This window comes from Bacillus sp. DU-106, from assembly GCF_004799705.1.
In the GTDB taxonomy this organism is placed as follows: Bacteria; Bacillota; Bacilli; order Bacillales; family Bacillaceae_G; genus Bacillus_A; species Bacillus_A cereus.
In genome coordinates, this window is sequence record NZ_CP026607.1 from 497,909 (window position 1) to 520,000 (window position 22,092).

A 22,092-nucleotide genomic window follows, 5' to 3' on the forward strand; every position below is an offset into this window, starting at 1 on the left:
ATGGAAGTTAAGGGAAAGTAACTGAAAGGTTATTTGTATGGTAATGCTTCGGATCCTAGAAAATGAAAGTTTTGAAAGAGCCCATGTAAAATTGTGTTTTAGAAGTACTACATTGTATGCGAAAGTATATTTTGTAATGCATGGTCTATTGCCGGAAATGTGTATTGGTATCCATGTTCAATTGCCTTAATGGGTAATACACGTTGCCCTTCTAGTACAAGTATGCTCATTTCACCTAATAAAGTTTGAATGATAAATGAAGGTACAGGCAACCAATGAGGCTTGTTCATTATAGTTGCAATGTTTTCTCCAAATTCCTTCATTCTTATGGGTGTTGGTGCTGTCATATTAAGAGGACCATCAATTTCTTTTTTGTGTATGATGAAATCCATCATACGAACGACATCGTCTATATGAATCCATGATAACCATTGTTTCCCAGAACCAATGGTGCCGCCGATATAGAATTGATAGGGAAGTAGCATTTTTGGAAGAGCTCCTCCATTTGCACCTAATACGACTCCAAATCTTGCGTAGATTGTTCGTATTCCGAGAGAACGTGCTTTAGATGCTTCTTGTTCCCATGAATATACTGTATTTGCTAAAAAGTCATTTCCAGGAGTCTCATGCTGTTCTGTAAAAGACTCTATTTCAGATGTTCCGTAGTATCCAATAGCACTTGCGTTAATAAATGTGTGTGGCTTTGTATGGAGTCCCTGCAATTGTTTAATGAGTCCTTTTGTTGTTTGAATTCTACTGTTTAAAATGGCTTTCTTTTGTTGCTTTGTCCATCTACTATTAATAGACTCTCCGGCTAGATTAATAACTACATCAATAGAAGAGAGGGGGAAGGTTTGTAAATCTGGTGTCCATTGAACATACTGAAGGTTAGGGTCGGAAGTTTCAGTAGTTTTTTTTCGTGTGAGAATGTAAACAGTATATCCTTTTTGAATAAAAAAAGTAGAAAGGGATTTACCGATAAAGCCTGTACCACCAGAAATTGCGATTTTCACAAGTATTTCCTCCTCATTATATATATTCTTGAAAAGAAAAAATGTTCCTCGACTATGTTAAAATAATAGAGAGGTGAGAGTATGGCTGTCATTACAAAAATAGAAGTACAAAAACGATCGAAAGAACGATTTAATATTTATATTGATAAAGGTCAAGGCGAAGAGTACGGATTTAGTGTGGATCAAGTAATCTTAATAAAACATGGATTACAAAAGGGCTTAGAAATTGATGAAATCGAGTTAGGGAATATTTTGTACAATGAAGAAGTACAAAAAGCATATTTACAAGCAATCTCCTATTTATCCTATCAAATGAGAACAAAACAAGAAATAGAAGATTTTTTACGAAAAAAAGAAGTGGGACAGGCCATCATCTCTGAAGTCGTTTCGAAATTATTACATGACCGATATATTAATGATAAAGAGTATGCTGTTTTATATACGCGAACGCAAAGTAATGTGAATCGAAAAGGTCCAACTGTTATTAAAAGAGAGTTATTAAATAAAGGTGTTCAGGATTTAATTATTACACATAGTTTACAAGAATATCCGAAGGAAAAGCAAATTGAGAATGCCTTGTTTCTCATAGAGAAGAAGAAAAAATCTTATCAAAAACATTCTTTTTTACAAATGAAACTAAAGTTAGATGAGATGCTTGTTCGAAAAGGATATTCTAGAGAAGTAATTCAAATTTGTTTGGAAGAATTGAAAGACGAAAAAGATGACGAAAAGCAACAAGAAGCGTTACACTATCATGGGAATAAATATTATGAGAAATATAAGAAGCATGATGGATGGACATTTGAAAACAAGATGAAACAAGCGTTATATCGAAAAGGATTCTCTATTGATGAAATCGAGATATTTTTGCAAATGAAACGCGAAGAGGAATGAGGAGAATAAGATGAATATGCCAAAACGCTACAGTGAAATGACACCGCATGAGCTAAGGGAAGAAATTGGCGCTTTGAAGGAGCAAGCAGTAAAAGCTGAGCAGCTTGGGATTGTCAATGAATTTGATGTATTAATGAGAAAAATGGCAATGGCTCGTGCTTATATGACGGATATAAACAAGTTCCATATTGGTGAAACATATGAATTAGTAGAAGAACCTGGTGTATTATTTAAAATTACGTATTTCAATGGGGTATTTGCTTGGGGATATAAGCAAAATGATAATGAAGAGATTGGCATACCAATTTCCTTATTGCAAGAAAAATAAAAACCAGAGAGCACATATCTCTCTGGTTTTCATCTTTGGTAGGCGTTAAAGGAGATAGGAGATTCTAAAATTGGCGTTTTTTACATTCATTTGCCAATATAATGAGAGACTGGGTTTGTTGCGTCTGTCCGTTAACTTGCGCTTTCGCATGTTTTGGACGAGTCCACGTATGGTTAAATAATTCAGAACGACTATCTAAGCGATCACGGTAGCTCATCTTTATCACCTCGTGTAGGAAGTTAATTTAATTTGTACTACTCTTCCTGCTGATTTGCAGCACGCATACGTTCTTGTGGGTGCGTGTTAATTGTGCCGTTAGGTCGTTTCGAAGCGAAGCGTGATTTCGCTTTCGGTTGACCGTCGATTTTGCTGTTGTTTTTTGACTCAGACCAAAATTCGGCTTGTTTACCCATTGCGAACGCCCTCCTCATTATCGGTTGATACCTTTTTAAGAAGTATCAATTATAGAATGTGCAAAATTGAAGAAACTATCCTTTAGAAATGAAGGGATAAATAGGTAAAAGGAGATTATAATATGAATGATATTTATGAAACATTAACGAAAGAATTATTAGACAAGAATGACAAGCTTTCTTACGCACAAGCTCGTGCGTGGGTTGAGTTACTATGGGAAGATTTTCAAACAACTTATGCAAAATCAGGTCGTTATCAAGGCGATGAAATGACGGAACAAGTGGTACGATCATGGATTAATAATCATGGTGTACGCCTTCATGAAATGCGGACAAATAATCCGAAGTATAGTCATTTAATTAATCAAGAAGATCATTTGAAACATTAAAAAAAGCGACTTAAGTCGCTTTTTTTAATGTGGAAGTAATTCCAGTTTTTTTCGAAGCTTTTCTTCACTAAAGATCCATCCTGTATAGGAACTAATAATATTTAAATTGTGGTCGAGCTGAACGATTGCAACAAATGGATAATAATCTTTACTTCGATATCGTAAATCAATGAATCGTACTTCATAATAATGGTCATGATCAAAAATATCCCAGCGATATACAGGAGAGAAAGATAGGAAGGCTGAGATGTTTTCATCTTGTTTAGCTGCTCGCATAATATTATTGTCTGGGAACGGTACCCGATCGAACTTGTCATATATCATGATGTTACCACGGTGCCATCTCGCAACGTAGTAATAATCAGCCGTAACGACTGCTAAATGGTAATGATAAAATCGGTAAGAAGGAGAAATGATAATCTTTTCGACATTTTTGAAACGTTTGTGTACAACGCTTCTTATATTTCTATGCATCATAATCCGTCCGATATAGTAAACAATCATTAATATATATGCCGCTAAAGCTGTATATCCCTTATGAGAACCGACGAGCATGCAAGCAATTGCAAGTATATGGATAAAGAAAATTACGGTATCGAATGTATTAATTATGCCAAGTGCGACCCATTTTTTTGTGAAAGGTCGTAATGCTTGTGTACCATAGGCGTTGAAAATATCTACAAAGACGTGAAGAAAGACGGCAATAAATGACCAAAGTAGTAGATGAAGATATGGAGCTTCTGAAAAGAAGGCGAAAGAGATGCCACTTATAAGGAATGACCAAAGAATTACCGCTGGAATAGAATGAGTAATCCCACGATGATTTCTTATATATTTAGCGTTATTACGCAATTTTAGAACTGTGTCAATGTCAGGAATGTTGGAACCAGCAATTGTAGCAAGCATAACAGCTTGGGGGCCAATATCACTTTGTGCTATGGCTGGATCTAATGTTGCTAAGCTACCTAAAGTGATACCCATAACAAGGTGAGTGGCTGTGTCCATAGAAATCCACCTCCGTTTTTTATTAATGTAACTCTTTTTATTCGATACCTCAAGTCCTTTGCCTTCTATTTCCTATGTCATCTTACTTAAATTTTTTCCTAAAATCTTTATAATAGTACTTATATGCAAAAAAATGAGGGGGATCAAGTTTGACACTTGAAATACTAAACAATTTTAATATAGAGCAGTTTCAAAATGATTTAATTGGTTGGTTTGAAGAAGAACAGCGTGACTTACCGTGGAGAAAGAATAAAGATCCATACCGTGTTTGGGTTTCTGAAATTATGTTGCAGCAAACAAGAGTAGAAGCTGTAAAACCATATTACGCAAATTTTATGGGGAAGTTTCCTACACTTGAAGCGTTAGCGAACGCAGATGATGAAGAAGTATTAAAAGCATGGGAAGGTTTAGGATATTATTCTAGAGCACGTAATTTACATGCGGCAGTAAAAGAGGTAAAAGAAGTATACGGCGGGGTTGTACCAAGTGATGTAAAGAAAATTGAAAAGTTAAAAGGAGTAGGACCATATACAAAAGGTGCTATTTTAAGTATCGCATATGGTATACCAGAGCCGGCAGTTGATGGAAATGTTATGCGTGTATTATCTCGTATTTTATCAGTATGGGATGATATTGCAAAACCAAAGACTCGAAAAGTTTTTGAAGAGATTGTGCGTGAAATTATTTCAGTAGAAAACCCATCTTATTTTAATCAAGGATTGATGGAATTAGGTGCATTGATTTGTATTCCTAAAAATCCATCATGCTTACTTTGTCCTGTGCGTGAGCATTGCAGAGGATATGCTGAAGGTGTTCAAAAAGAATTACCAGTAAAAAGTAAAGCGAAAGCTCCTAAAATGGTACCTATTGTTGCAGGCGTACTTCAAACTGAAGACGGTCGTTACGTTATTAATAAACGTCCAAGTACAGGTTTGTTAGCTAACATGTGGGAGTTTCCTAATGCTGAACTTGGAGAAGGTATTCGAAATCAGAAGGAACAGCTTATAGATTATATGAAAGAAAAATTTGAGCTCGAGGTTTCTATTGATGAATACGCAATGAATGTACAACATACGTTTACACATCGTACTTGGGATATATTTGTATTTTACGGAAAAGTAACCGGTAATATTGTTGATACAGATACATTAAAATTTGTATCGAAAGAGGTATTTGAGCAATTACCTTTCTCAAAATCACACCGTACTATTTATGAAAATTGTGTGGAGAAAATTACAATGCAATAAATAAAAAAGTGTTCCCAATCTAGGGAACACTTTTTTAATCGTAAGAAATTTTTGTCCCATGAGTCCAACTAGCTTCACCTTCTTGTAAGCCGCCTCTTGATTCAATTTCTACTACAATTTCTTTGTAAATACTCTGCCCTTCTACATTTAAATAAGGCAGAACCTGTTGTAGTGAGTGATGAAAATAAGCTAATTCATCTTCTTTCCATTCATTTTTTGAAATCATCGTTAGTTCAGTCATATCGCGTCCTATATACATATTTCCACCTCCATTTCTTATAGTTTGAATAAGTAACAAAAGATATATGCGGAAATTATTCAAAAGAAAATTACGGATAGCTTCTAAGTGAATTGGTTACATTATTGATTGTGGAGGTGAGAAAGATGAGTAAAAAACAACAAGGTTATAACAAGGCAACTTCTGGTGCTAGCATTCAAAGTACAAATGCTAGTTATGGTACAGAATTTGCTACTGAAACAAATGTACAAGCAGTAAAACAAGCAAACGCACAATCAGAAGCAAAGAAAGCACAAGCTTCTGGTGCACAAAGTGCAAACGCTAGTTATGGTACAGAATTTGCAACTGAAACAGACGTGCATGCTGTGAAAAAACAAAATGCTAAGTCAGCTGCAAAACAATCACAATCTTCTAGCTCAAATCAGTAATGAAAGAAAAACACTTCTCTAATTCGGGAGAAGTGTTTTCTTTTTGCGTGGATCGTTGTAATGAAAAGAAAGCGAACGACATAACTTCTAATAAGTCAACAAATGTAGTCAAAGGAGAAGGAAGTTAACAATTAGAATTATGTAATTAGGAATAATAACTGATGAATAAGTCCAAAAGGGGGTAAGTAATGAACGATTTTGATAAGTTGGTAGGGGAGCAATTAGAAACGATGGATGAATTGTTAAAGTTACAAGCACATCTAGAGAAGTATCAACAAATTGAAATGAATGAAAAAGATACGTGCGATAAAAAAGAACTGCATTTTATCCGCCAGGAAATATATAGAACAGAAGTAGCGTTGAAGATGTTACATGAGAAATTTGAAGAGCAAACGAATAGTGTAATTCAATCTTTTGCAACTGAAAAAATGATTTCAAATTTAGGATAAGATATATTGTTATCTTTAGGTGAAAAGTCCTTCTTTGTATGGAAATAGAGAAGGGCTTTTTCTATTACATGTCCTCGCTTATAAATAATACAGTACAATCCTTTTATCTCCTAAGAAGCGGTGGGGCATAGTATTCAACGATAAACCTCCTACATATTCAGTTTGAAAAATAGAGTCTTATCCCTTTAGTTTTAAAATTTCGACAAAAAAGTTATAATAGAAAAAAAGTGAATGCCGTTCAAAGGGCATTTGCAGTTGAAAGAAGGGAGCATATATGGGATTTCCCAAAGAAGGAGAAAAAGTACAAATACATAGTTATAAACATAATGGCTCCATTCATAGAATGTGGGAAGAAACAACAATTTTAAAAGGGACACAGAGTCTTGTAATCGGAGCGAATGATCGTACAGTAGTTACAGAATCGGATGGCCGAACATGGATTACTCGTGAACCAGCAATTTGCTATTTTCATGCCAACTATTGGTTTAATGTGATTGGGATGCTTAGGGAAGATGGCGTATATTATTATTGTAATTTAAGCTCACCTTTTGCGTATGATCCTGAAGCATTAAAGTATATTGATTATGATTTAGATATTAAAGTATATCCAGATATGACATATACGCTTCTAGATGAAGATGAGTATGAAAAACATAGTGAAATTATGCAGTATCCACCTGTTATTGATACAATTTTAAAACGAAATGTAGCACATTTAACACAGTGGATTCATCAAAGAAAAGGTCCATTTGCACCAGATTTCGTAGATATGTGGTATGAACGATATTTAATGTACAGAAATTAAAACAAACCTGCAGGGGGCTTCCCGGCAGGTTTGTCCTATTAGAGGGGGGATTATGTGCAAGGCATAAAAAGATATTTACAATTTGTTAAACCATATCGGTGGCTTATTGCTATTACAATTATTATTGGACTAGTTAAGTTCGGTATCCCACTTATTATGCCGTGGTTATTAAAGTATATTATCGATGATGTAATTCAAGGCGCTGGCTCACTTCAAGATAAAACATCTCAATTAATAACAGCGATTGGAATTGCTTTCTTTATTTTTGCGGTATTAAGACCACCGATTGAATATTATCGTCAATATTTCGCCCAACGTATCGCAAATACAATACTGTATGATTTGCGGAAGCATATTTTCGGTCACTTACAAAAGTTAAGTTTACGTTATTACTCCAATACAAAAACAGGGGAGATTATTTCGCGTGTCATCCATGATGTAGAACAAACGAAAGATTTTGTAATTACTGGTTTGATGAACGTCTGGTTAGATACTGCAACAATTGCTATTGCTATCATTGTTATGTTTTCTATGAATATAAAATTAACATTTGTTGCGTTATTGATTTTACCTATTTATGTAATTGCAGTGAAATATTTTTTCGGACGTCTTCGGAAATTGACGAAAGAGCGTTCACAAGCGTTAGCGACGATGCAAGGGTATTTGCATGAACGTATTCAAGGAATGCAAGTGACACGTAGCTTTGCGTTAGAAGAGTATGAGGGGAAGCAGTTTGAAAAAAGAAATAATGAATTTTTAACGAAAGCATTAACCCATACAAGTTGGACGGCAAGAACATTTTCGGCAGTAAATACGTTAACCGATTTAGGTCCGTTACTTGTGATTGGTTTTGCAGCATATGAAGTAATTCAAGGACAGTTAACGCTAGGAACGATGGTAGCTTTTGTTGGATATATGGATAGTTTATATAGTCCGCTTCGCCGCCTTGTTAATTCATCTACAACATTAACACAATCTTTTGCATCGATGGACCGTGTGTTTGAACTGTTAGATGAAAAATACGATATTGTTAATGTGCCAAATGCGGTACAAACGAAAAAATTAAATGGAGAAATTGTATTTGACAATGTTTCTTTTCGTTATAATGTAGATGAAAAAGAGATATTACACAACTTGTCATTAACTATGCAGCCTGGAGAGAAAGTAGCGCTTGTAGGAGCAAGTGGGGGAGGAAAGTCATCTCTTGCTAGTTTGATCCCGCGTTTCTATGATGTTTCTGAAGGCACGGTTTATGTAGATGGCATAGATGTAAGAAAGTATAATATGAGAAATTTGCGTAGTCATATTGGAATTGTACTGCAAGATAATTTATTGTTTAGCGATACAATTGGAGCTAATATTTTATATGGAAATCCGAAGGCTACAGAGAAAGAGGTGATTGCAGCTGCTAAAGCTGCGCAAATTCATGATTTTATTATAGACTTACCAGATGGTTATAATACTGTCGTTGGAGAACGTGGTGTGAAGCTATCGGGCGGGCAAAGACAACGCGTGGCAATTGCACGAGTGTTTCTAAAGAATCCTTCGGTACTTATATTAGATGAAGCAACTTCAGCATTAGATTTAGAAAATGAAAGGTATATTCAAGAGGCGCTTCAGACGTTAGCTGCTGACCGGACAACGATTATAATTGCACATCGATTAGCGACGATTACGCATGTTGATACGATTATTTACATTGAAGACGGTGAGATTAAAGAGACTGGTTCTCATGAAGAGTTAATGCAAAAAAGAGGATTTTATTACAATTTATATCAACTTCAACATATAACAGAAACAGCTCCTTTAGCATAAAAGGAGCTGTTTTTTTATTCGTCTTCTTTTTTATCATCGATTTGGAGTTCTTTTTCTGGTTTATGGTATGTGTAGAAGCTATCTACAAGCAAATCTAAATGCTCTACTTCTTCACTATAGTTAATGATGGAAGAAATAAGAGGGAAGAGATGTAACCATGTTTTATATGCTTCTTCATCGTCTTTATTTTGATATTCCATAAAGATATCAATTAATTCTTGTTTACCTGTTTCAACTTCATCAAGCATTTCGACTGATTGTTGTTTTTTTGCTTTACCAATAAATTTTAATAAAACTTGTTCATGATAATGCGTTAATGAGTCAAGTTCGTTTTGGATAGATTCCTGAAATTCTTCCGGCATATAGCGCAGTTCATTTTCAGTACGGTGTAATGATTTTAACGTACTTAAAGCACGGCTTGTTGTCGCTAACATTTGTCTGAATAAAACGAGCTTACGAATTTTTGCGAACTTTACTTTTTTCGTGTAGCTTCTTTCTTCTTTATACAGCAAATAGTAATGGTTTAGTTTGATCATTTTTTCTTTCATACGATCAATATCAGTTTTTAGCGTTGTAAAATCAGAAGCCTGCCTGCTATTCATTCGAATCCATTTTACAATTTCTTCTGTATTATCAACGATACGATGATAAAGTTTTGTTTCATATTTTGGCGGCATAAATACTAAATTTACAAGTGAAGCCGCAATAATACCAATCATAATCGTCGCAAATCGAAGTAAGGCAAAACTAAAGAAATCTTCGCCTTGATACTCCATAATGGCGATAACTGTTACTAAAGCAATTGATATTGTGTTTTCTAATCGTAATTGTAATGTAAGAGCAATTACTAATATACATGTTAATCCAATAATAAAAGGATTATGTCCAAAAGCAGTAGCAAATGCGATAGCAAATATCGCACCAATTACATTTGCTTGAATTTGTTCAAGTGCTGTTAAATAAGAACGGTATACAGACGGTTGAACAGCAAAGATAGCTGAAATTCCCGCAAATACCGGACTCGGTAATTGAAGTAAAATACAAGCAAATAAAGCTAACGTGATGGCAATACCCGTTTTTAAAATGCGAGCACCAAGTTTCATACCCTTAATAAGATCCTTTCTCTTGTCATAATGAATGTACAACATGATACTATACATTCATTACAATATGTTAGCAAGTGATATTTTAGTGACGTTAAAAGAAATTAGTGTTCATTTTATCCCGCTAATTGTGAGTAGTAAGATTCACGCCTCAAAATTCAGAAGCTGGATGCCGGTAAACGTCCGATTGGTGTAGGCTAATTAAAGTTTCACTTTATAATTTTTCCTAATTCCTTTTAAACATCAGTTTTTAGTAAAAAAACCTGCTGAATTTCAGCAGGTCTCAAATTGTTACTATAGATTACTATGAGAAGCGTACTTCGTCAATTTTTTCTTAATAATGAAAATTACTCATTTTACTCTGTTGAGATAGATGAATCTGCCTGTTCTTTTTTCGGGATAATCTCAAAAAACTTGTTCTGTATATCATCTAATAATGGTGTTAACAAAGCAACTTCCTCATATTGCTCGTGCTCGTTTAGTACACGAATATAGTCTAGCAATAATTCAGTTACATCTTTCAAACCATTTTTACTAATTGGTTGTAATGTAACATTTGCGCCTTTTGCGATTCTTCTTTTTAAGGCCTGTTCTGTTAAGCCTAAGTTTGAATCACGACGCAAATAAACAACACCGCCAGTCATGCCAGCGCAAATCCATGGACCAGGGTCACCTAAAACAAGCGCTCGCCCGTTTGTCATATATTCAAAAGCAAAACCTTTAATATTGGAGTATGCACCTATATTTCCTTGCTCTTTTTCACGGAGTGGTTTTGTTATTCTACCTCCAATTATCATGTCTGCCCCAGAAAGGCGAATGCCAGCGCGAGCATCAGCGTTCCCTTGTACGTATAGTGCCCCTTTTTGTGCACCATATCCAAATCCTTTTCCGACAGAACCGTTATAATATACTCCGTCTTTTCCTTTTGATTTCGTTATATAAATCCCACCACCAAAGGAAGTTTTACCAATGCCATCTTGTGCGCCGCCATTTACGTGTATAAATAAATTTTCACTATTGTAAGCACCTAACCCATTTCCGGGAATAGAACCATCCGTATACTTTAATGTAAGTGGTTCAAGTTGAGTAGCTTCATATAGTTTACTGCGAACGCGATAACATGATTCTAGACCACCCATAACGCGTTGCTCTACACCAACGCCTACCAATTCTTTTGAGTCAGCGGAATGAACTGTCTTAAATTGTTTTTCCGGTACGCCTTCTGTTGTTGTAACAGATGGATGTTCTATTATTTGTAGTAAATTACGTAAGTTTAATAAATTTTCGCCTCGAACTTGCTCTAATAAATCAGAACGCCCAACAATTGCTTGTAAATTTGTATAACCAAGCTGTCCTGTTAATCGTTTTAGTTCTACACCGAAAGAGGTGAATAAATTTAGCAGGCCAGCAACTGCGCTTTCTAATTCGCGTGGGACGAAGCGGCGTAACCCATGTTCTTTTGCTTGTGCTTCAGACTCGATTTGTGTCGCAATTCCAACATGGCAAGTATCTAGATGGCACCCACGGCAAGTAGTACAGCCGATTGCAATCATTGATAGTGTGCCAAATCCAATACGGTTTGCTCCGAGGAGCATGATTTTCAAGGCATCATTTACACTTCGAATACCACCATCTGCCCAAATCTCTACTTTATGTCTCATGCTTGCTTCTAATAAAGCGTTGTGAGCGGCTTTAACACCAATTTCTACAGGGAGACCTACATGCTGCAATGCGTGAATACGTGCAGCGCCTGTTCCGCCATCGAATCCGCTAATGTTAATAAAATCAGCGCCAGCTTTGGCGATACCGACAGCAATTGTTCCGATATTAGGAACAACAGGGACTTTCACGGCTACTTTGGCAAGTTGATTAGCTGTTTTAATTTCTGTAATCATTTGAGCTAAATCTTCAATTGAATAAATATCATGGTTATTAGAAGGCGAAATTAAATCTGAGCCGATTGTCGCATTACGTGCTTCAGCGATTTTGGCTGTCACTTTTGAACCAGGTAAATGCCCACCTTCCCCAGGCTTTGCGCCTTGACCGATTTTGATTTCAATTAAGTTTGATGAGTTTAGTAGTTCGGCATTTACTCCAAATCGCCCAGATGCTACTTGTTGTCCACGTGTATGTGGATATTTTCCAATCATATCTTTAATTTCGCCGCCTTCACCGTTCAAGCTAATCATATTTAGCTGATCGGCTGCTTCTGCATATGCGCGAAAGGCAATTTCGTTTTGAGAACCAAATGACATAGAACTAATAATAAATGGTAAATTATGATTTTTGATGCCGATAGATACTTCTTCAGTTGGAACGACATGTTTTGTTTGTTTCGTTTGAACAAGGTGTCTGATTGCGATTGGATTATTCTCTTCTAGTTCACTTAACTTGTCACGGTAATCATCATAAGAATTTCCTTTTGCAACATCGCCGATTGCTTTCCAAATTCGCGGGAATATATGAAATGATTTTCGCATTCTAATTTTAGGATTGTTATAATCCTCTGCTCGTATTTTTGCATCTTCAACAAGTGATTCAAGTGAAAAGGCTAAATCATTTGAACCGAAGAAATTTGTAATCTGTAATATATTTGCGATTTCTTCATGTAATCCAATAGATGAATAGAGACGTCCGTAACCACGTAACTCATGAATTCCAATTGTTGAAATGACTTTTTCTAATCCTTTATTAAGTGCATTATATAGATTCGTAATTGGTGTTTTTGTTCCATCATTTACAGTCGCGAATAATAAATATGGATTAATACCATCTGCTCCTAATCCATATAGCGTGACAATGTCATGTAAGGAGCGAAGAGCACCAGAACGTATAACGAGAGAACAATTGCGGCGTAATTTATTTTCACTTAATGCTTGATGTACTTTAGCAGTAACTAAATGTGGATCAATCCACAATCGTTCATTTAGATGGGCTTTGGCGTCATCTAATACTAGTAGGGAAGCGCCATTGTTAACAGCAGCTATCGCTTCAGAACTAATGCGGCTTAATGCGCATTGCAGAGTTTCTGACGAGCTGAATGTAGCAGAGATTGTGGCGATAGAGTTATGAGTCTTAAATAGCTCTATGAGTTGTTCGTACGTAATTGTGTGTAATTCCTCTGCAATAGGTTGTGCCACGCTGCCTTCTAAAATAATTGGTGAAAGCATTTCAACTACAAATGGCCGTTTTGCGCCGCTTAATAAACTTGGACGCTCTCCAAGTACAGTACGTGTAGAGAAGTGTTCAATTTCACGGTCACGGTCAATTGCAGGGTTTGTAACAACAGCTACACTTTCTTTAATAAAGTCAGCGATATTTCGTCTATCAGTATCGAGTGCGGCAAGTGGTGAGTCATGCCCAAGTGAGCGTATTGGCTCAACGCCTTTTGTTGCCATCTGTTCAAGAAGTTGAATATGTTCTCGGTCCCATCCGAAAGCGACGTATTGTTTCGTTTCAACTTGAACAGAATCACATAGCCCTTGGATTTTTTTCGTTTCAGGGATAGATAAATTTAAATGGTAATTGGTAGTATCAATTCGCTTTTTAAAACGGTTATATACTTGGATTTGATATTTGTCATATTCATAAAGAACAAGTTCATCTTGTTCATTCCATTTTAATCCGACTTTTTCTCCAGGAGCGAGTGGTTTTGGTTCTGCTACATATTTAGTTGGTGATACAACTCCAGGTTCAGAAGAGAAAATATAAGAGCTCTCTGTCTCTACTTTCCATACTGGGCGTAATCCAAGGGAATCAACGCTGAAAACAGCTTCATCTTTAAAACGGGAAATGATGCCAGCTGGTCCTTGTGCAAAATGTCCCCATGCTTCACGTATATACGTATATAAATCTTGTAAAGGTGTTTCATAAAGTTTAATTTCATTAATAATTGGTGGGAATAGAATTTCCATTGCTTCAAATAAGCTGTAGCCGTATTGAACAAGTAGGGTTTCTAAGGTGCGGTTTAAATCTTGAGAGTCACTGCCTCCTGCAGTAAGTGGTACATCAATCATTTCAGCTTGATCGCGTAATTTCGCAATTGTGTTAATTTCACCATTATGTCCGAGAATGCTAAATGGTTGTACACGAAAAAAATTAGATAATGTATTAGTAGAGTAGCGGTTATGTCCTAATGTCATAGTTGAAGCGATAAGCGGATGTTGTAAATCATTATAGTAGGCAACAAGCGTATCACCAGCACCTAGAACTTTATATACAACATGATCATGACTTAATGAAGCAACATGAATTGCTTCGTTTTCCTCTATTTTTATTGTGACAGAAAATAATGTTTGCTCAATATTTATAATTTCGTTTTCTGCGATAAGGGCAACTTGCCAAAATAAAGGTTCTTCTTGTTTACCAAGTGGACCGAGCGCATCTGAGTTTGTTGCATCGTCACTTTCGAAAATAATAGTAAAGTTTTTGTTGTTTAATTGCGTACGAATATAATCTTTTAAGGCAGTAATGTTTTCTTTTTTATTTAGAAAAAAATGTCCAACGATAAAGTGGGGATGATCCACAATCGTTGGATTATATCCGCTACTTTTTAGTTTTTCATTCCAAAGTGTTTTTGGTATATCAATGTGAATGCCGATGCCATCGCCCTCGCCATTAATGAAACCAGCTCTATGATTCATTTTGACGAGTGATTGTATGCAAAGGTCAATGTTTTCTTTTGTAGCAATTTTTCGTTTCTCCATAACGGAAACGATTCCACACGCATCATGTTCTGCATTTCTATAATCTCGAAATAAAGACGGTGTCCATGTATTTTTTTTATTGAGCATCCGTCAATCCCCCCTTTTGTAAAAGTTAGAATAATCTTACTATTTAAGGCGCAAATCACCTTGTACACAGAGATAGTAATGCTGTAAAAGAATATAAAACAGATAATTATGAATAATTATACTATTAATACGTAATTTATGAAATAGAAAAAAGGAAAAAAGAAAGGTGAGCTTTCTTTTTTCCTTTTAATGACGGGATTATTTATTGTCTGCTAGGGCAGCAAATGCTCTGCCGACAGCTTCGATTGTATATTCAATATCTTCTTTTGTATGTTCTGTAGTTAAGAACCATGCCTCGTATTTAGAAGGTGCTAAGTTAACTCCTTCTTGAAGCATAAGCTTGAAGAATTTACCGAACATTTCACCGTCTGTATCTTGTGCGGCATCGTAATCTTCAATTGTATTAGTTGTGAAGTATACAGTTAAAGCCCCTTTTAGACGATTTAATGTAATGTCGATATTATGTTTCGCTGCTTGCTCTAAAATTCCTTTTTCAAGCATTGCACCAAGTTCATCTAATTTCTCATAAAGCCCTTCTTGTTGAAGTACTTCTAGACAAGCGATACCTGATGCCATAGAAGCAGGGTTTCCTGCCATTGTACCAGCTTGGTATGCAGGTCCAAGCGGAGCAACTTGTTCCATAATTTCTTTCTTACCACCGTAAGCACCGATTGGTAAGCCACCGCCAATAACTTTACCAAGCGCTGTTAAGTCAGGTGTAACACCAAGTAAGTCTTGAGCACCGCCGTACATAAAGCGAAAAGCAGTAATAACTTCATCATAAATTACTAGTGCGCCAGCTTCGTGAACAAGTTCATTCACTTTTTCAAGGAATCCAGGTTTAGGCTCTACAATACCGAAGTTTCCAACGATCGGTTCTACAAGGATAGCTGCTACTTCATGACCCCATTTATCTAAAGCTTCTTTTAAAGTTTCTACATTGTTAAATGGAACGGTAATAACTTCTTGTGCGATACTTTGTGGTACGCCAGCTGAGTCAGGAGTTCCTAAAGTAGAAGGGCCAGATCCAGCTGCCACAAGTACTAAATCAGAATGACCGTGGTAACAACCAGCAAATTTCATGATTTTTGTGCGACCTGTATAAGCACGAGCAACACGAATCGTTGTCATCACTGCTTCTGTACCAGAGTTTACGAAACGGACTTTATCTAATGCAGGCATTGCTTCTTTTAACATTTTTGCGAATTTTACCTCTAGCGCTGTTGGTGTTCCATAAAGTACCCCATTTTCAGCAGCTGTTGTAATTGCTTTTGTTATATGCGGATGAGCATGTCCAGTAATAATAGGACCGTATGCTGCTAAATAATCGATATATTTATTTCCGTCTACATCCCAGAAATAAGCGCCTTTCCCACGTTCCATAGCAACAGGAGCGCCGCCGCCAACTGCTTTAAAAGAACGAGAAGGACTGTTAACACCGCCAACGATATGCTCTAAAGCTTCTTTATGTAATGCTTCTGACTTTGTGAAATTCACTACAATTCATCTCCTTACAAAAATCTATGTATTATTCTAACATGTTTTTCGAAAAGACGTATTGTTTGTGATAGCGAAGGCAGTTGGGTAAACTATTCGTTGTGACATTTAGGAGGGGGGTCCGATTATGAAATCGGTAATTGAGGTACAAGGGTTACGTAAAGAGTTTACAGCCTATTCAAGTCGTCCGGGCTTAAAGGGTGCATTTCGCGATTTATTAAATCGTAATTATAAAATAGTACCAGCAGTAAATGATGTATCTTTTACTGTAAAGCAAGGTGAAATGGTTGGTTATATCGGTGAGAACGGTGCTGGTAAATCAACAACAATTAAAATGCTTACGGGGATTTTAACTCCGACATCAGGGCAAATCACAGTAAATGGAATGAACCCACATAAACAAAGAGAAGAATTTGTAAGAACAATTGGTGTTGTTTTTGGACAGCGTTCGCAACTTTGGTGGGATATTGCAGTACAAGAATCGTTTCGTTTATTAAAGAAAGTGTATGGTGTATCAGACGCTCAGTATAAGGAGCATATGGAGCACGTAATTGAAACGTTAGATATAGGGCCCTTATTAGATAAACCAGTTCGAAAATTATCTCTTGGTCAAAGGATGCGTTGTGAATTAGCGGCAGCCTTAATTCATAATCCACCGTTATTATTTTTAGATGAGCCAACAATTGGGTTAGATGTACTTGTGAAATTGAAAATACGTGAATTTTTAAAAGAAATGAATGAACGTTATAAAACAACAATTTTATTAACAACACACGATATTACTGATATTGAAGCTTTATGTGAGCGCGTTATCATGCTGGATGAAGGAAATATTATGTATGACGGTTCTTTAAATAATCTTCGTACGCAGTGGGGAGCGGAGAAGGAAATTCACTTTCAGTTTGTTGCACCAGTTTCCTATCAGGCTTTATCAATGGTTATGCCAGATAATCATGTCGTTTGGTCGAAAGCAAAAGAGGAAAATGCATGGGTTGCAAAAATTCCGAATGAAGAAGTTATTATTTCAATGCTTATTTCTAAAGTAGTACAAGCCTTTCAAATTAAAGATTTAAAAATTAACGAAGTGTCTACAGAGGAAATTATTCGTAACATTTATGAAGAAGGTATTACGCATGGGTAAGTATATTGAAATGATTCGAATTCGCTTTTTAATGATGCTTGCGTATCGTACAAATTACTATAGCGGGATTTTAATTTATACCATTAATATCGGTGCTTACTATTTTTTATGGCAAGCAATTTATAGTGGAAAAGAGAATATTGAAAGTTTATCTATTTCGCAAATGACCACGTATATCGCAATCGCGTGGATGGCACGTGCCTTCTATTTTAATAATATAGATAGGGAAATTGCGATGGAGATTCAAGAAGGACGTGTGGCTGTAGAATTAATTCGTCCGTATAACTATTTGGGAATGAAAGTTATGCAAGGTCTTGGCGAGGGAATATTCCGTTTTGCCTTCTTTTCCATTCCAGGCATGGTTATCGTTACGTTATTATTTTCGTTGCAAATTACAACAAATTTTCAAACTTGGTTATATTTCTTCTTATCTTTAATATTTAGTTTTATTATTAATACACAAATTAATTTAATGACGGGAATGCTTACGTTTTTCCTATTTAATAATAGTGGGATTATGTATGCAAAACGCGTTGTTATTGATTTATTTTCAGGTCTATTATTACCAATTAGTTTTTATCCGCTATGGGCCCAAAAAGCAATGATGTTTTTACCGTTTCAGGCTATTAGTTATATTCCAAGTATGATTTTTTCTGAAGGTATACAGGGGAGTAAGTTGTATGAGGCTTTAGTATTTCAAGTGATTTGGGCGATTGTACTTATTATTCCAATTGTACTCATGTGGAGAACGGCGAGAAAACGTCTAATTGTACAAGGGGGATGATGAGATGCTATATATAAACTTATTTTTACAATATGCAAGTCAATATATAAAAACAAAATTGGAGTATCGAGGCGATTTTATCGTTGGTTTACTTTCTGATTTATCGCTTCAAGCAGTTAATTTAATATTTATTCTCGTTGTATTTGGGCATACACAAGCATTGAAGGGATGGAGTCGAGAAGAAGTAATCTTTATTTATGGTTTCTTTTTAGTACCATTTGCCATCTTTTCAGCTTTCTTTAATATATGGGATTTTAATGATCGATACATTATTAAAGGGGAGATGGATCGTGTATTAACGCGGCCGATCCATAGCCTATTTCAAATTATATTAGAAAGAATGGAACTTGAATCTTTAATTGGAGCTATTACAGGGATTGTTGTAATGGGATATGCAGCTGTGGAGTTACAATTATCTTTTTACTGGTATGATTTCTTCTTATTTATATTGATGGTAGGAGGAGGAGCACTTGTATATGGAGGGATATTTGTTACGCTGGCGAGCCTTGGTTTTTGGTCGGATGCGAAAAGTTCAATTATGCCTCTTATGTATAACATAGGTAATTACGGGCGCTATCCTGTTAATATTTATAATCGTGTAATTCGTTTCATTTTAACGTTTGTTTTACCGTTTGCGTTTGTTGGAGTATATCCAGCGGCATACTTTTTAAGAAAAACAGAATGGAATAGTTATGCATTTGCGACGCCAATTGTTGGTGTTATCTGTTTTACGATTGCAATCACCCTCTGGAACCAAGGGGTAAAAAGGTATCGTGGCGCGGGTAATTAATTATAGAAGCTTGTTCGTTTCTAAGGGATAAATCAGTTCTCCACCTCATACATATAAAATGAGGTGGAGGACATGTTATGGGGATTTATTCTATTAATTGCAGCAATCGCTATTTTGAAAAGTGTCCAATTATTATGGAGTTCCTATTCGGATTCAACGCGTTTTTTTTCGCTCTATAATTTGGCCACATTATTTTTAATCTATACAACAGTACTAATCGCATTTGGATTAAGTTACGTTGTATTAGAGGAAATGGGTTTTGCAGTTTTGAAAGAGGACGGAGAAAGTTTGAACGCTCATTCTTTTCAACTCGTCGAAGTTTGTTTATATTTTAGCGCAGTTACTTTATTGTCTGTTGGATATGGTGACATATCTCCGATTGGAATTGGGCGATGGATTGCAATCGCAGAAGCGCTAATTGGATATACACTCCCTTTTGCTTTTGTGATGAGGTCTGTAATAGACAATGAAAAATAAGGAAGCATTTGTTATAGTAAAGGAAAAGAGTAGGAGTGATAACTATGATTACAGTAGGAGAAATGGCACCAGAATTCACATTAGAGGGAAGTAACGGAGAAGAAGTTCGCCTAGCTGATTTCCGCGGTAAAAATGTAGTTCTCTATTTTTATCCGAAAGATATGACGCCAGGATGTACAACTGAAGCATGTGATTTTCGTGATGCGTATGGAGTATTTCAAGAGAAGGATACGGTTATTCTTGGAGTAAGTCCTGATTCAGCGAATAGACATTTGAAATTCATTGAGAAACATGAATTGCCATTTACACTTTTAGTAGATGAAGATCATAAAGTAGCAGAGTTATACGATGTTTGGAAGTTAAAAAAGAACTTTGGGAAAGAGTATATGGGAATCGAGCGTTCTACATTCCTTATTAATAAAGACGGTGAACTTGTAAAAGAGTGGCGTAAAGTGAAAGTGAAAGGACATATTGAGGATGTTCTTTCTTATATAAAATAAATCTACATTGGAGATAAAATATGCAGAAACAAGGCAAGTGTCTATACATATTTTACTGCCTTACATAAAGTGGAAGTGTAGGGCATACCTCCTCAGATGATAGTATTCCAAGTGCGATTATGTCGCACTTTTTTCTATGGAATATATGAAGAAAAAAGGGAAAGATACATAAAAACAAGTCCTGAATATAAAAATAAACTACATACTTATAGTAGAAATATTGACGATTTATAAGAAAAGGAGTACACTCTTTATAAGAATTATAAAATAATAATCCGTATAGAATCGGGGTGCATGACGGTGGTCAAAGAAGAATTAAAAGAAGCGCTAGAAATGCTGAAAAATACGGGTGTACGCATTACTCCACAGCGTCATGCTATTTTAGAGTACCTTGTGGAATCAATGACGCACCCAACAGCGGATGATATTTATAAAGCATTAGAAGGTAAGTTTCCAAATATGAGTGTTGCAACTGTCTATAATAACTTACGTGTGTTTAAAGAGGTTGGACTTGTAAAGGAATTAACTTATGGAGACGCTTCAAGTAGATTTGATTATGTTACAAGTCAACATTATCATGTGATTTGCGAAAAATGTGGTAAGATTGTTGATTTTCCTTATGGAGGCTTGGAAAAGCTGGAAGAGGAAGCTGCGAAAACGACAGGCTTCGTTATCAATAGTCATCGCTTAGAAATTTATGGCGTTTGTCCAGAGTGTCATAAGGCGTAATATATAATAAAGAAAGGGGCTGACGGCTATACGTCAGCCTCTTTCTTTATTATATAAGGATTAGCGTGAGGTTAATCGGGATTTACAGTGCTAAGTTAGTAAGAAGGGTTAGATAAAAGTTTGTCGAATTTACTTTGTATTGGTGGAAATGAATTCTTGGAGGGGACATTTTGAAGAAATATGAGATTAAAAATAACATTCCAACATTGGAAGAATATAAATATTTATGTGATTCTGTGGGATGGACTAACTATATGAACTTTGAGGTGGCGGAAATATCACTTCAAAATTCGATTTACTGTATAACAGTCAAGGATAATAATCAAATCATCGGCATGGGGAGAATTGTTGGTGATGGGGCTATCTATTTCTATATTCAAGATATAGTGGTTCATCCAGATTATCAAAAGAATGGTATTGGAAAGAAAATAATGAATACTTTAGTAGAATACTTAAATGGGAATACTCCAGATAAAGCATTCATTGGTTTGTTTGCGTCGCAAGGTAAAACATCATTCTATGAAAAATATGATTTTAAAGATTATTCGCCTAATATGACAGGGATGTTTACTGTTATTTCGAAAAAATAGGTGTAATAAATTTAATAAAACAATTAAAAAGTTGATTTTTTAAGAAATCAACTTTTTAATGAGTTGAAACGTTTGTAGTGTTGCAAATTCGTATTTCCCTTGATACTTATGATTTATAACTCTTCTTATTATACTTTTCATCAAATTCTTTTCCTTCTAGATCTCGATCTAGTGTTAAAGGTTGATTGCAGTGCATACATGCATCGACACGGCCGAGCATTTTGGTTGGCTTATCACAGCTTGGACAAATAATTTGGATAGTCTTAGTAGATAACATACCAATCCAAAAGTAAACGACAGTGCTAGCGATAACAGCTAAAAAGCCAACCATCATAAACATTGTCATAATAATAATGTTTTCGCGGAAAAAGACACCTAAGTATGCAATGAAGAGGCCGATAAATACTAAACTTAATGCAAAGGTCCGGATTTTATTGATTTTGTTTGAATACTTAATGCTCATTCTCACCACGCTCCTATACTAATAATATAACATAAAATTTAGAATTTTCACTCTCGTGTAAATTGATAAAGAGATAAGATATGAAATGAATAGGAGGGGAGCCAAGAATGAATGAACGCTATAATGATTTTTACAGCGGTTTTTAAGTTTTTAACGGGATGTGAAATTTTTTTATAAAAAGTATTGACCCTGTATATACTG

The 22,092-nt window shown here is 35.6% G+C and carries 24 protein-coding genes; 15 read left to right on the forward strand and 9 right to left on the reverse strand.

The features are described from left to right. Positions 1–107: 107 nt before the first annotated feature. A complete protein-coding gene (locus tag C3Y97_RS02620; protein ID WP_000684382.1) occupies positions 108–1,013 on the reverse strand; it encodes a TIGR01777 family oxidoreductase in 906 nt (301 codons plus the stop codon). Between the two features lie 81 nt (positions 1,014–1,094). Between C3Y97_RS02620 and recX the strand changes: the two genes are divergently transcribed. Next, positions 1,095–1,907: a recombination regulator RecX gene (gene recX, locus C3Y97_RS02625; protein WP_000268502.1), complete on the forward strand. Its 813-nt coding sequence runs from the start codon at positions 1,095–1,097 to the stop codon at positions 1,905–1,907. Positions 1,908–1,917: 10 nt separating this feature from the next. After that, complete coding sequence (locus C3Y97_RS02630; RefSeq protein ID WP_001057020.1) at positions 1,918–2,235, forward strand: YfhH family protein; 318 nt, start codon at positions 1,918–1,920, stop codon at positions 2,233–2,235. A 64-nt stretch (positions 2,236–2,299) separates the two neighbouring features. Here the strand turns inward: C3Y97_RS02630 and C3Y97_RS02635 are convergent, their stop codons facing one another. Together C3Y97_RS02635 and C3Y97_RS02640 are read right to left on the reverse strand one after the other, a co-directional pair. Next, entirely contained in the window at positions 2,300–2,452 is a 153-nt protein-coding gene (locus C3Y97_RS02635) for a YpzG family protein (protein WP_000122093.1), read from the reverse strand. Positions 2,453–2,489: 37 nt separating this feature from the next. Continuing rightward, the gene (locus C3Y97_RS02640; protein WP_000517891.1) at positions 2,490–2,648 is read right to left on the reverse strand and encodes a small, acid-soluble spore protein K; all 159 of its coding nucleotides are present in this window, start codon (positions 2,646–2,648) and stop codon (positions 2,490–2,492) included. A gap of 122 nt (positions 2,649–2,770) precedes the next feature. On the opposite strand from C3Y97_RS02640, the gene C3Y97_RS02645 reads away from it, so the two are divergent. Next, a complete protein-coding gene (locus C3Y97_RS02645) occupies positions 2,771–3,037 on the forward strand; it encodes a YfhJ family protein (RefSeq protein ID WP_000998166.1) in 267 nt (88 codons plus the stop codon). Between the two features lie 24 nt (positions 3,038–3,061). Here C3Y97_RS02645 and C3Y97_RS02650 read toward each other — a convergent pair whose 3' ends face one another. After that, positions 3,062–4,042, reverse strand: a complete 981-nt coding sequence (locus C3Y97_RS02650) for a metal-dependent hydrolase (RefSeq protein ID WP_000379112.1) — start codon at positions 4,040–4,042, stop codon at positions 3,062–3,064. Positions 4,043–4,191: 149 nt separating this feature from the next. Here C3Y97_RS02650 and mutY point away from each other — a divergent pair, with 149 nt between their 5' ends. After that, positions 4,192–5,289 carry an A/G-specific adenine glycosylase gene (gene mutY, locus C3Y97_RS02655; RefSeq protein WP_000171397.1) on the forward strand — a complete coding sequence of 366 codons (1,098 nt, stop codon included), beginning with the start codon at positions 4,192–4,194 and terminating at the stop codon, positions 5,287–5,289. A 34-nt stretch (positions 5,290–5,323) separates the two neighbouring features. Here mutY and C3Y97_RS02660 read toward each other — a convergent pair whose 3' ends face one another. Then, positions 5,324–5,548, reverse strand: coding sequence for a hypothetical protein (locus C3Y97_RS02660; protein WP_000275436.1), 225 nt, complete (start codon positions 5,546–5,548; stop codon positions 5,324–5,326). Between the two features lie 125 nt (positions 5,549–5,673). On the opposite strand from C3Y97_RS02660, the gene C3Y97_RS02665 reads away from it, so the two are divergent. From C3Y97_RS02665 to C3Y97_RS02680, 4 genes are all read left to right on the forward strand, one after another. After that, positions 5,674–5,955: a gamma-type small acid-soluble spore protein gene (locus tag C3Y97_RS02665; RefSeq protein WP_000039035.1), complete on the forward strand. Its 282-nt coding sequence runs from the start codon at positions 5,674–5,676 to the stop codon at positions 5,953–5,955. Positions 5,956–6,143: 188 nt separating this feature from the next. Next, positions 6,144–6,404 carry a YgaB family protein gene (locus tag C3Y97_RS02670; protein WP_000997575.1) on the forward strand — a complete coding sequence of 87 codons (261 nt, stop codon included), beginning with the start codon at positions 6,144–6,146 and terminating at the stop codon, positions 6,402–6,404. A 274-nt stretch (positions 6,405–6,678) separates the two neighbouring features. Further along, on the forward strand, positions 6,679–7,209 hold the full coding sequence (gene ntdP / locus C3Y97_RS02675; RefSeq protein WP_000506622.1) for a nucleoside tri-diphosphate phosphatase: 531 nt from the start codon (positions 6,679–6,681) through the stop codon (positions 7,207–7,209). Positions 7,210–7,263: 54 nt separating this feature from the next. Continuing rightward, positions 7,264–9,024 carry an ABC transporter ATP-binding protein gene (locus C3Y97_RS02680; RefSeq protein ID WP_001161599.1) on the forward strand — a complete coding sequence of 587 codons (1,761 nt, stop codon included), beginning with the start codon at positions 7,264–7,266 and terminating at the stop codon, positions 9,022–9,024. Between the two features lie 14 nt (positions 9,025–9,038). Here the strand turns inward: C3Y97_RS02680 and C3Y97_RS02685 are convergent, their stop codons facing one another. The 3 genes from C3Y97_RS02685 to hemL form a co-directional block, all read right to left on the reverse strand. Next, positions 9,039–10,127 carry an aromatic acid exporter family protein gene (locus C3Y97_RS02685; RefSeq protein ID WP_000765787.1) on the reverse strand — a complete coding sequence of 363 codons (1,089 nt, stop codon included), beginning with the start codon at positions 10,125–10,127 and terminating at the stop codon, positions 9,039–9,041. 356 nt (positions 10,128–10,483) lie between these two features. Next, positions 10,484–14,920 (reverse strand): glutamate synthase-related protein, encoded by a 4,437-nt coding sequence (locus C3Y97_RS02690; RefSeq protein WP_136363011.1) that lies wholly within the window; start codon positions 14,918–14,920, stop codon positions 10,484–10,486. A gap of 198 nt (positions 14,921–15,118) precedes the next feature. Beyond that, on the reverse strand, positions 15,119–16,417 hold the full coding sequence (hemL, locus tag C3Y97_RS02695; protein ID WP_001011863.1) for a glutamate-1-semialdehyde-2,1-aminomutase: 1,299 nt from the start codon (positions 16,415–16,417) through the stop codon (positions 15,119–15,121). 127 nt (positions 16,418–16,544) lie between these two features. Between hemL and C3Y97_RS02700 the strand changes: the two genes are divergently transcribed. The 7 genes from C3Y97_RS02700 (at position 16,545) to C3Y97_RS02730 (ending at position 21,428) form a co-directional block, all read left to right on the forward strand. Beyond that, positions 16,545–17,558 (forward strand): ABC transporter ATP-binding protein, encoded by a 1,014-nt coding sequence (locus tag C3Y97_RS02700; protein ID WP_000843655.1) that lies wholly within the window; start codon positions 16,545–16,547, stop codon positions 17,556–17,558. Continuing rightward, positions 17,551–18,342 carry an ABC transporter permease gene (locus tag C3Y97_RS02705; RefSeq protein WP_000521519.1) on the forward strand — a complete coding sequence of 264 codons (792 nt, stop codon included), beginning with the start codon at positions 17,551–17,553 and terminating at the stop codon, positions 18,340–18,342. Before C3Y97_RS02700 ends, C3Y97_RS02705 begins: the two co-directional genes overlap by 8 nt. A gap of 4 nt (positions 18,343–18,346) precedes the next feature. Further along, positions 18,347–19,132 carry an ABC transporter permease gene (locus C3Y97_RS02710; RefSeq protein ID WP_000965773.1) on the forward strand — a complete coding sequence of 262 codons (786 nt, stop codon included), beginning with the start codon at positions 18,347–18,349 and terminating at the stop codon, positions 19,130–19,132. A gap of 72 nt (positions 19,133–19,204) precedes the next feature. Next, positions 19,205–19,609 carry a potassium channel family protein gene (locus C3Y97_RS02715; RefSeq protein WP_000964343.1) on the forward strand — a complete coding sequence of 135 codons (405 nt, stop codon included), beginning with the start codon at positions 19,205–19,207 and terminating at the stop codon, positions 19,607–19,609. Between the two features lie 44 nt (positions 19,610–19,653). Next, positions 19,654–20,109, forward strand: coding sequence for a thioredoxin-dependent thiol peroxidase (bcp, locus tag C3Y97_RS02720; protein ID WP_000633710.1), 456 nt, complete (start codon positions 19,654–19,656; stop codon positions 20,107–20,109). A gap of 300 nt (positions 20,110–20,409) precedes the next feature. Then, entirely contained in the window at positions 20,410–20,838 is a 429-nt protein-coding gene (gene perR / locus C3Y97_RS02725; protein WP_000237829.1) for a peroxide-responsive transcriptional repressor PerR, read from the forward strand. Between the two features lie 170 nt (positions 20,839–21,008). Then, the gene (locus C3Y97_RS02730) at positions 21,009–21,428 is read left to right on the forward strand and encodes a GNAT family N-acetyltransferase (RefSeq protein WP_000759735.1); all 420 of its coding nucleotides are present in this window, start codon (positions 21,009–21,011) and stop codon (positions 21,426–21,428) included. Positions 21,429–21,534: 106 nt separating this feature from the next. On the opposite strand, the gene C3Y97_RS02735 is transcribed toward C3Y97_RS02730, so the two are convergent. Beyond that, positions 21,535–21,891 (reverse strand): YgzB family protein, encoded by a 357-nt coding sequence (locus tag C3Y97_RS02735; RefSeq protein ID WP_098212567.1) that lies wholly within the window; start codon positions 21,889–21,891, stop codon positions 21,535–21,537. Positions 21,892–22,092: the final 201 nt, after the last annotated feature.

Coding starts and splice junctions, on each gene's coding strand:
- C3Y97_RS02640 (WP_000517891.1), bottom strand. CDS start 2,648: ATGGGTAAACAAGCCGAATTTTGGTCTGAGTCAAAAAACAACAGCAAA.
- C3Y97_RS02705 (WP_000521519.1), top strand. CDS start 17,551: ATGGGTAAGTATATTGAAATGATTCGAATTCGCTTTTTAATGATGCTT.
- C3Y97_RS02710 (WP_000965773.1), top strand. CDS start 18,347: ATGCTATATATAAACTTATTTTTACAATATGCAAGTCAATATATAAAA.
- C3Y97_RS02645 (WP_000998166.1), top strand. CDS start 2,771: ATGAATGATATTTATGAAACATTAACGAAAGAATTATTAGACAAGAAT.
- C3Y97_RS02685 (WP_000765787.1), bottom strand. CDS start 10,127: ATGAAACTTGGTGCTCGCATTTTAAAAACGGGTATTGCCATCACGTTA.
- recX (WP_000268502.1), top strand. CDS start 1,095: ATGGCTGTCATTACAAAAATAGAAGTACAAAAACGATCGAAAGAACGA.
- C3Y97_RS02650 (WP_000379112.1), bottom strand. CDS start 4,042: ATGGACACAGCCACTCACCTTGTTATGGGTATCACTTTAGGTAGCTTA.
- ntdP (WP_000506622.1), top strand. CDS start 6,679: ATGGGATTTCCCAAAGAAGGAGAAAAAGTACAAATACATAGTTATAAA.
- C3Y97_RS02635 (WP_000122093.1), bottom strand. CDS start 2,452: ATGAGCTACCGTGATCGCTTAGATAGTCGTTCTGAATTATTTAACCAT.
- C3Y97_RS02660 (WP_000275436.1), bottom strand. CDS start 5,548: ATGTATATAGGACGCGATATGACTGAACTAACGATGATTTCAAAAAAT.
- C3Y97_RS02700 (WP_000843655.1), top strand. CDS start 16,545: ATGAAATCGGTAATTGAGGTACAAGGGTTACGTAAAGAGTTTACAGCC.
- C3Y97_RS02665 (WP_000039035.1), top strand. CDS start 5,674: ATGAGTAAAAAACAACAAGGTTATAACAAGGCAACTTCTGGTGCTAGC.
- C3Y97_RS02735 (WP_098212567.1), bottom strand. CDS start 21,891: ATGAGCATTAAGTATTCAAACAAAATCAATAAAATCCGGACCTTTGCA.
- C3Y97_RS02670 (WP_000997575.1), top strand. CDS start 6,144: ATGAACGATTTTGATAAGTTGGTAGGGGAGCAATTAGAAACGATGGAT.
- bcp (WP_000633710.1), top strand. CDS start 19,654: ATGATTACAGTAGGAGAAATGGCACCAGAATTCACATTAGAGGGAAGT.
- C3Y97_RS02630 (WP_001057020.1), top strand. CDS start 1,918: ATGAATATGCCAAAACGCTACAGTGAAATGACACCGCATGAGCTAAGG.
- C3Y97_RS02715 (WP_000964343.1), top strand. CDS start 19,205: ATGTTATGGGGATTTATTCTATTAATTGCAGCAATCGCTATTTTGAAA.
- C3Y97_RS02690 (WP_136363011.1), bottom strand. CDS start 14,920: ATGCTCAATAAAAAAAATACATGGACACCGTCTTTATTTCGAGATTAT.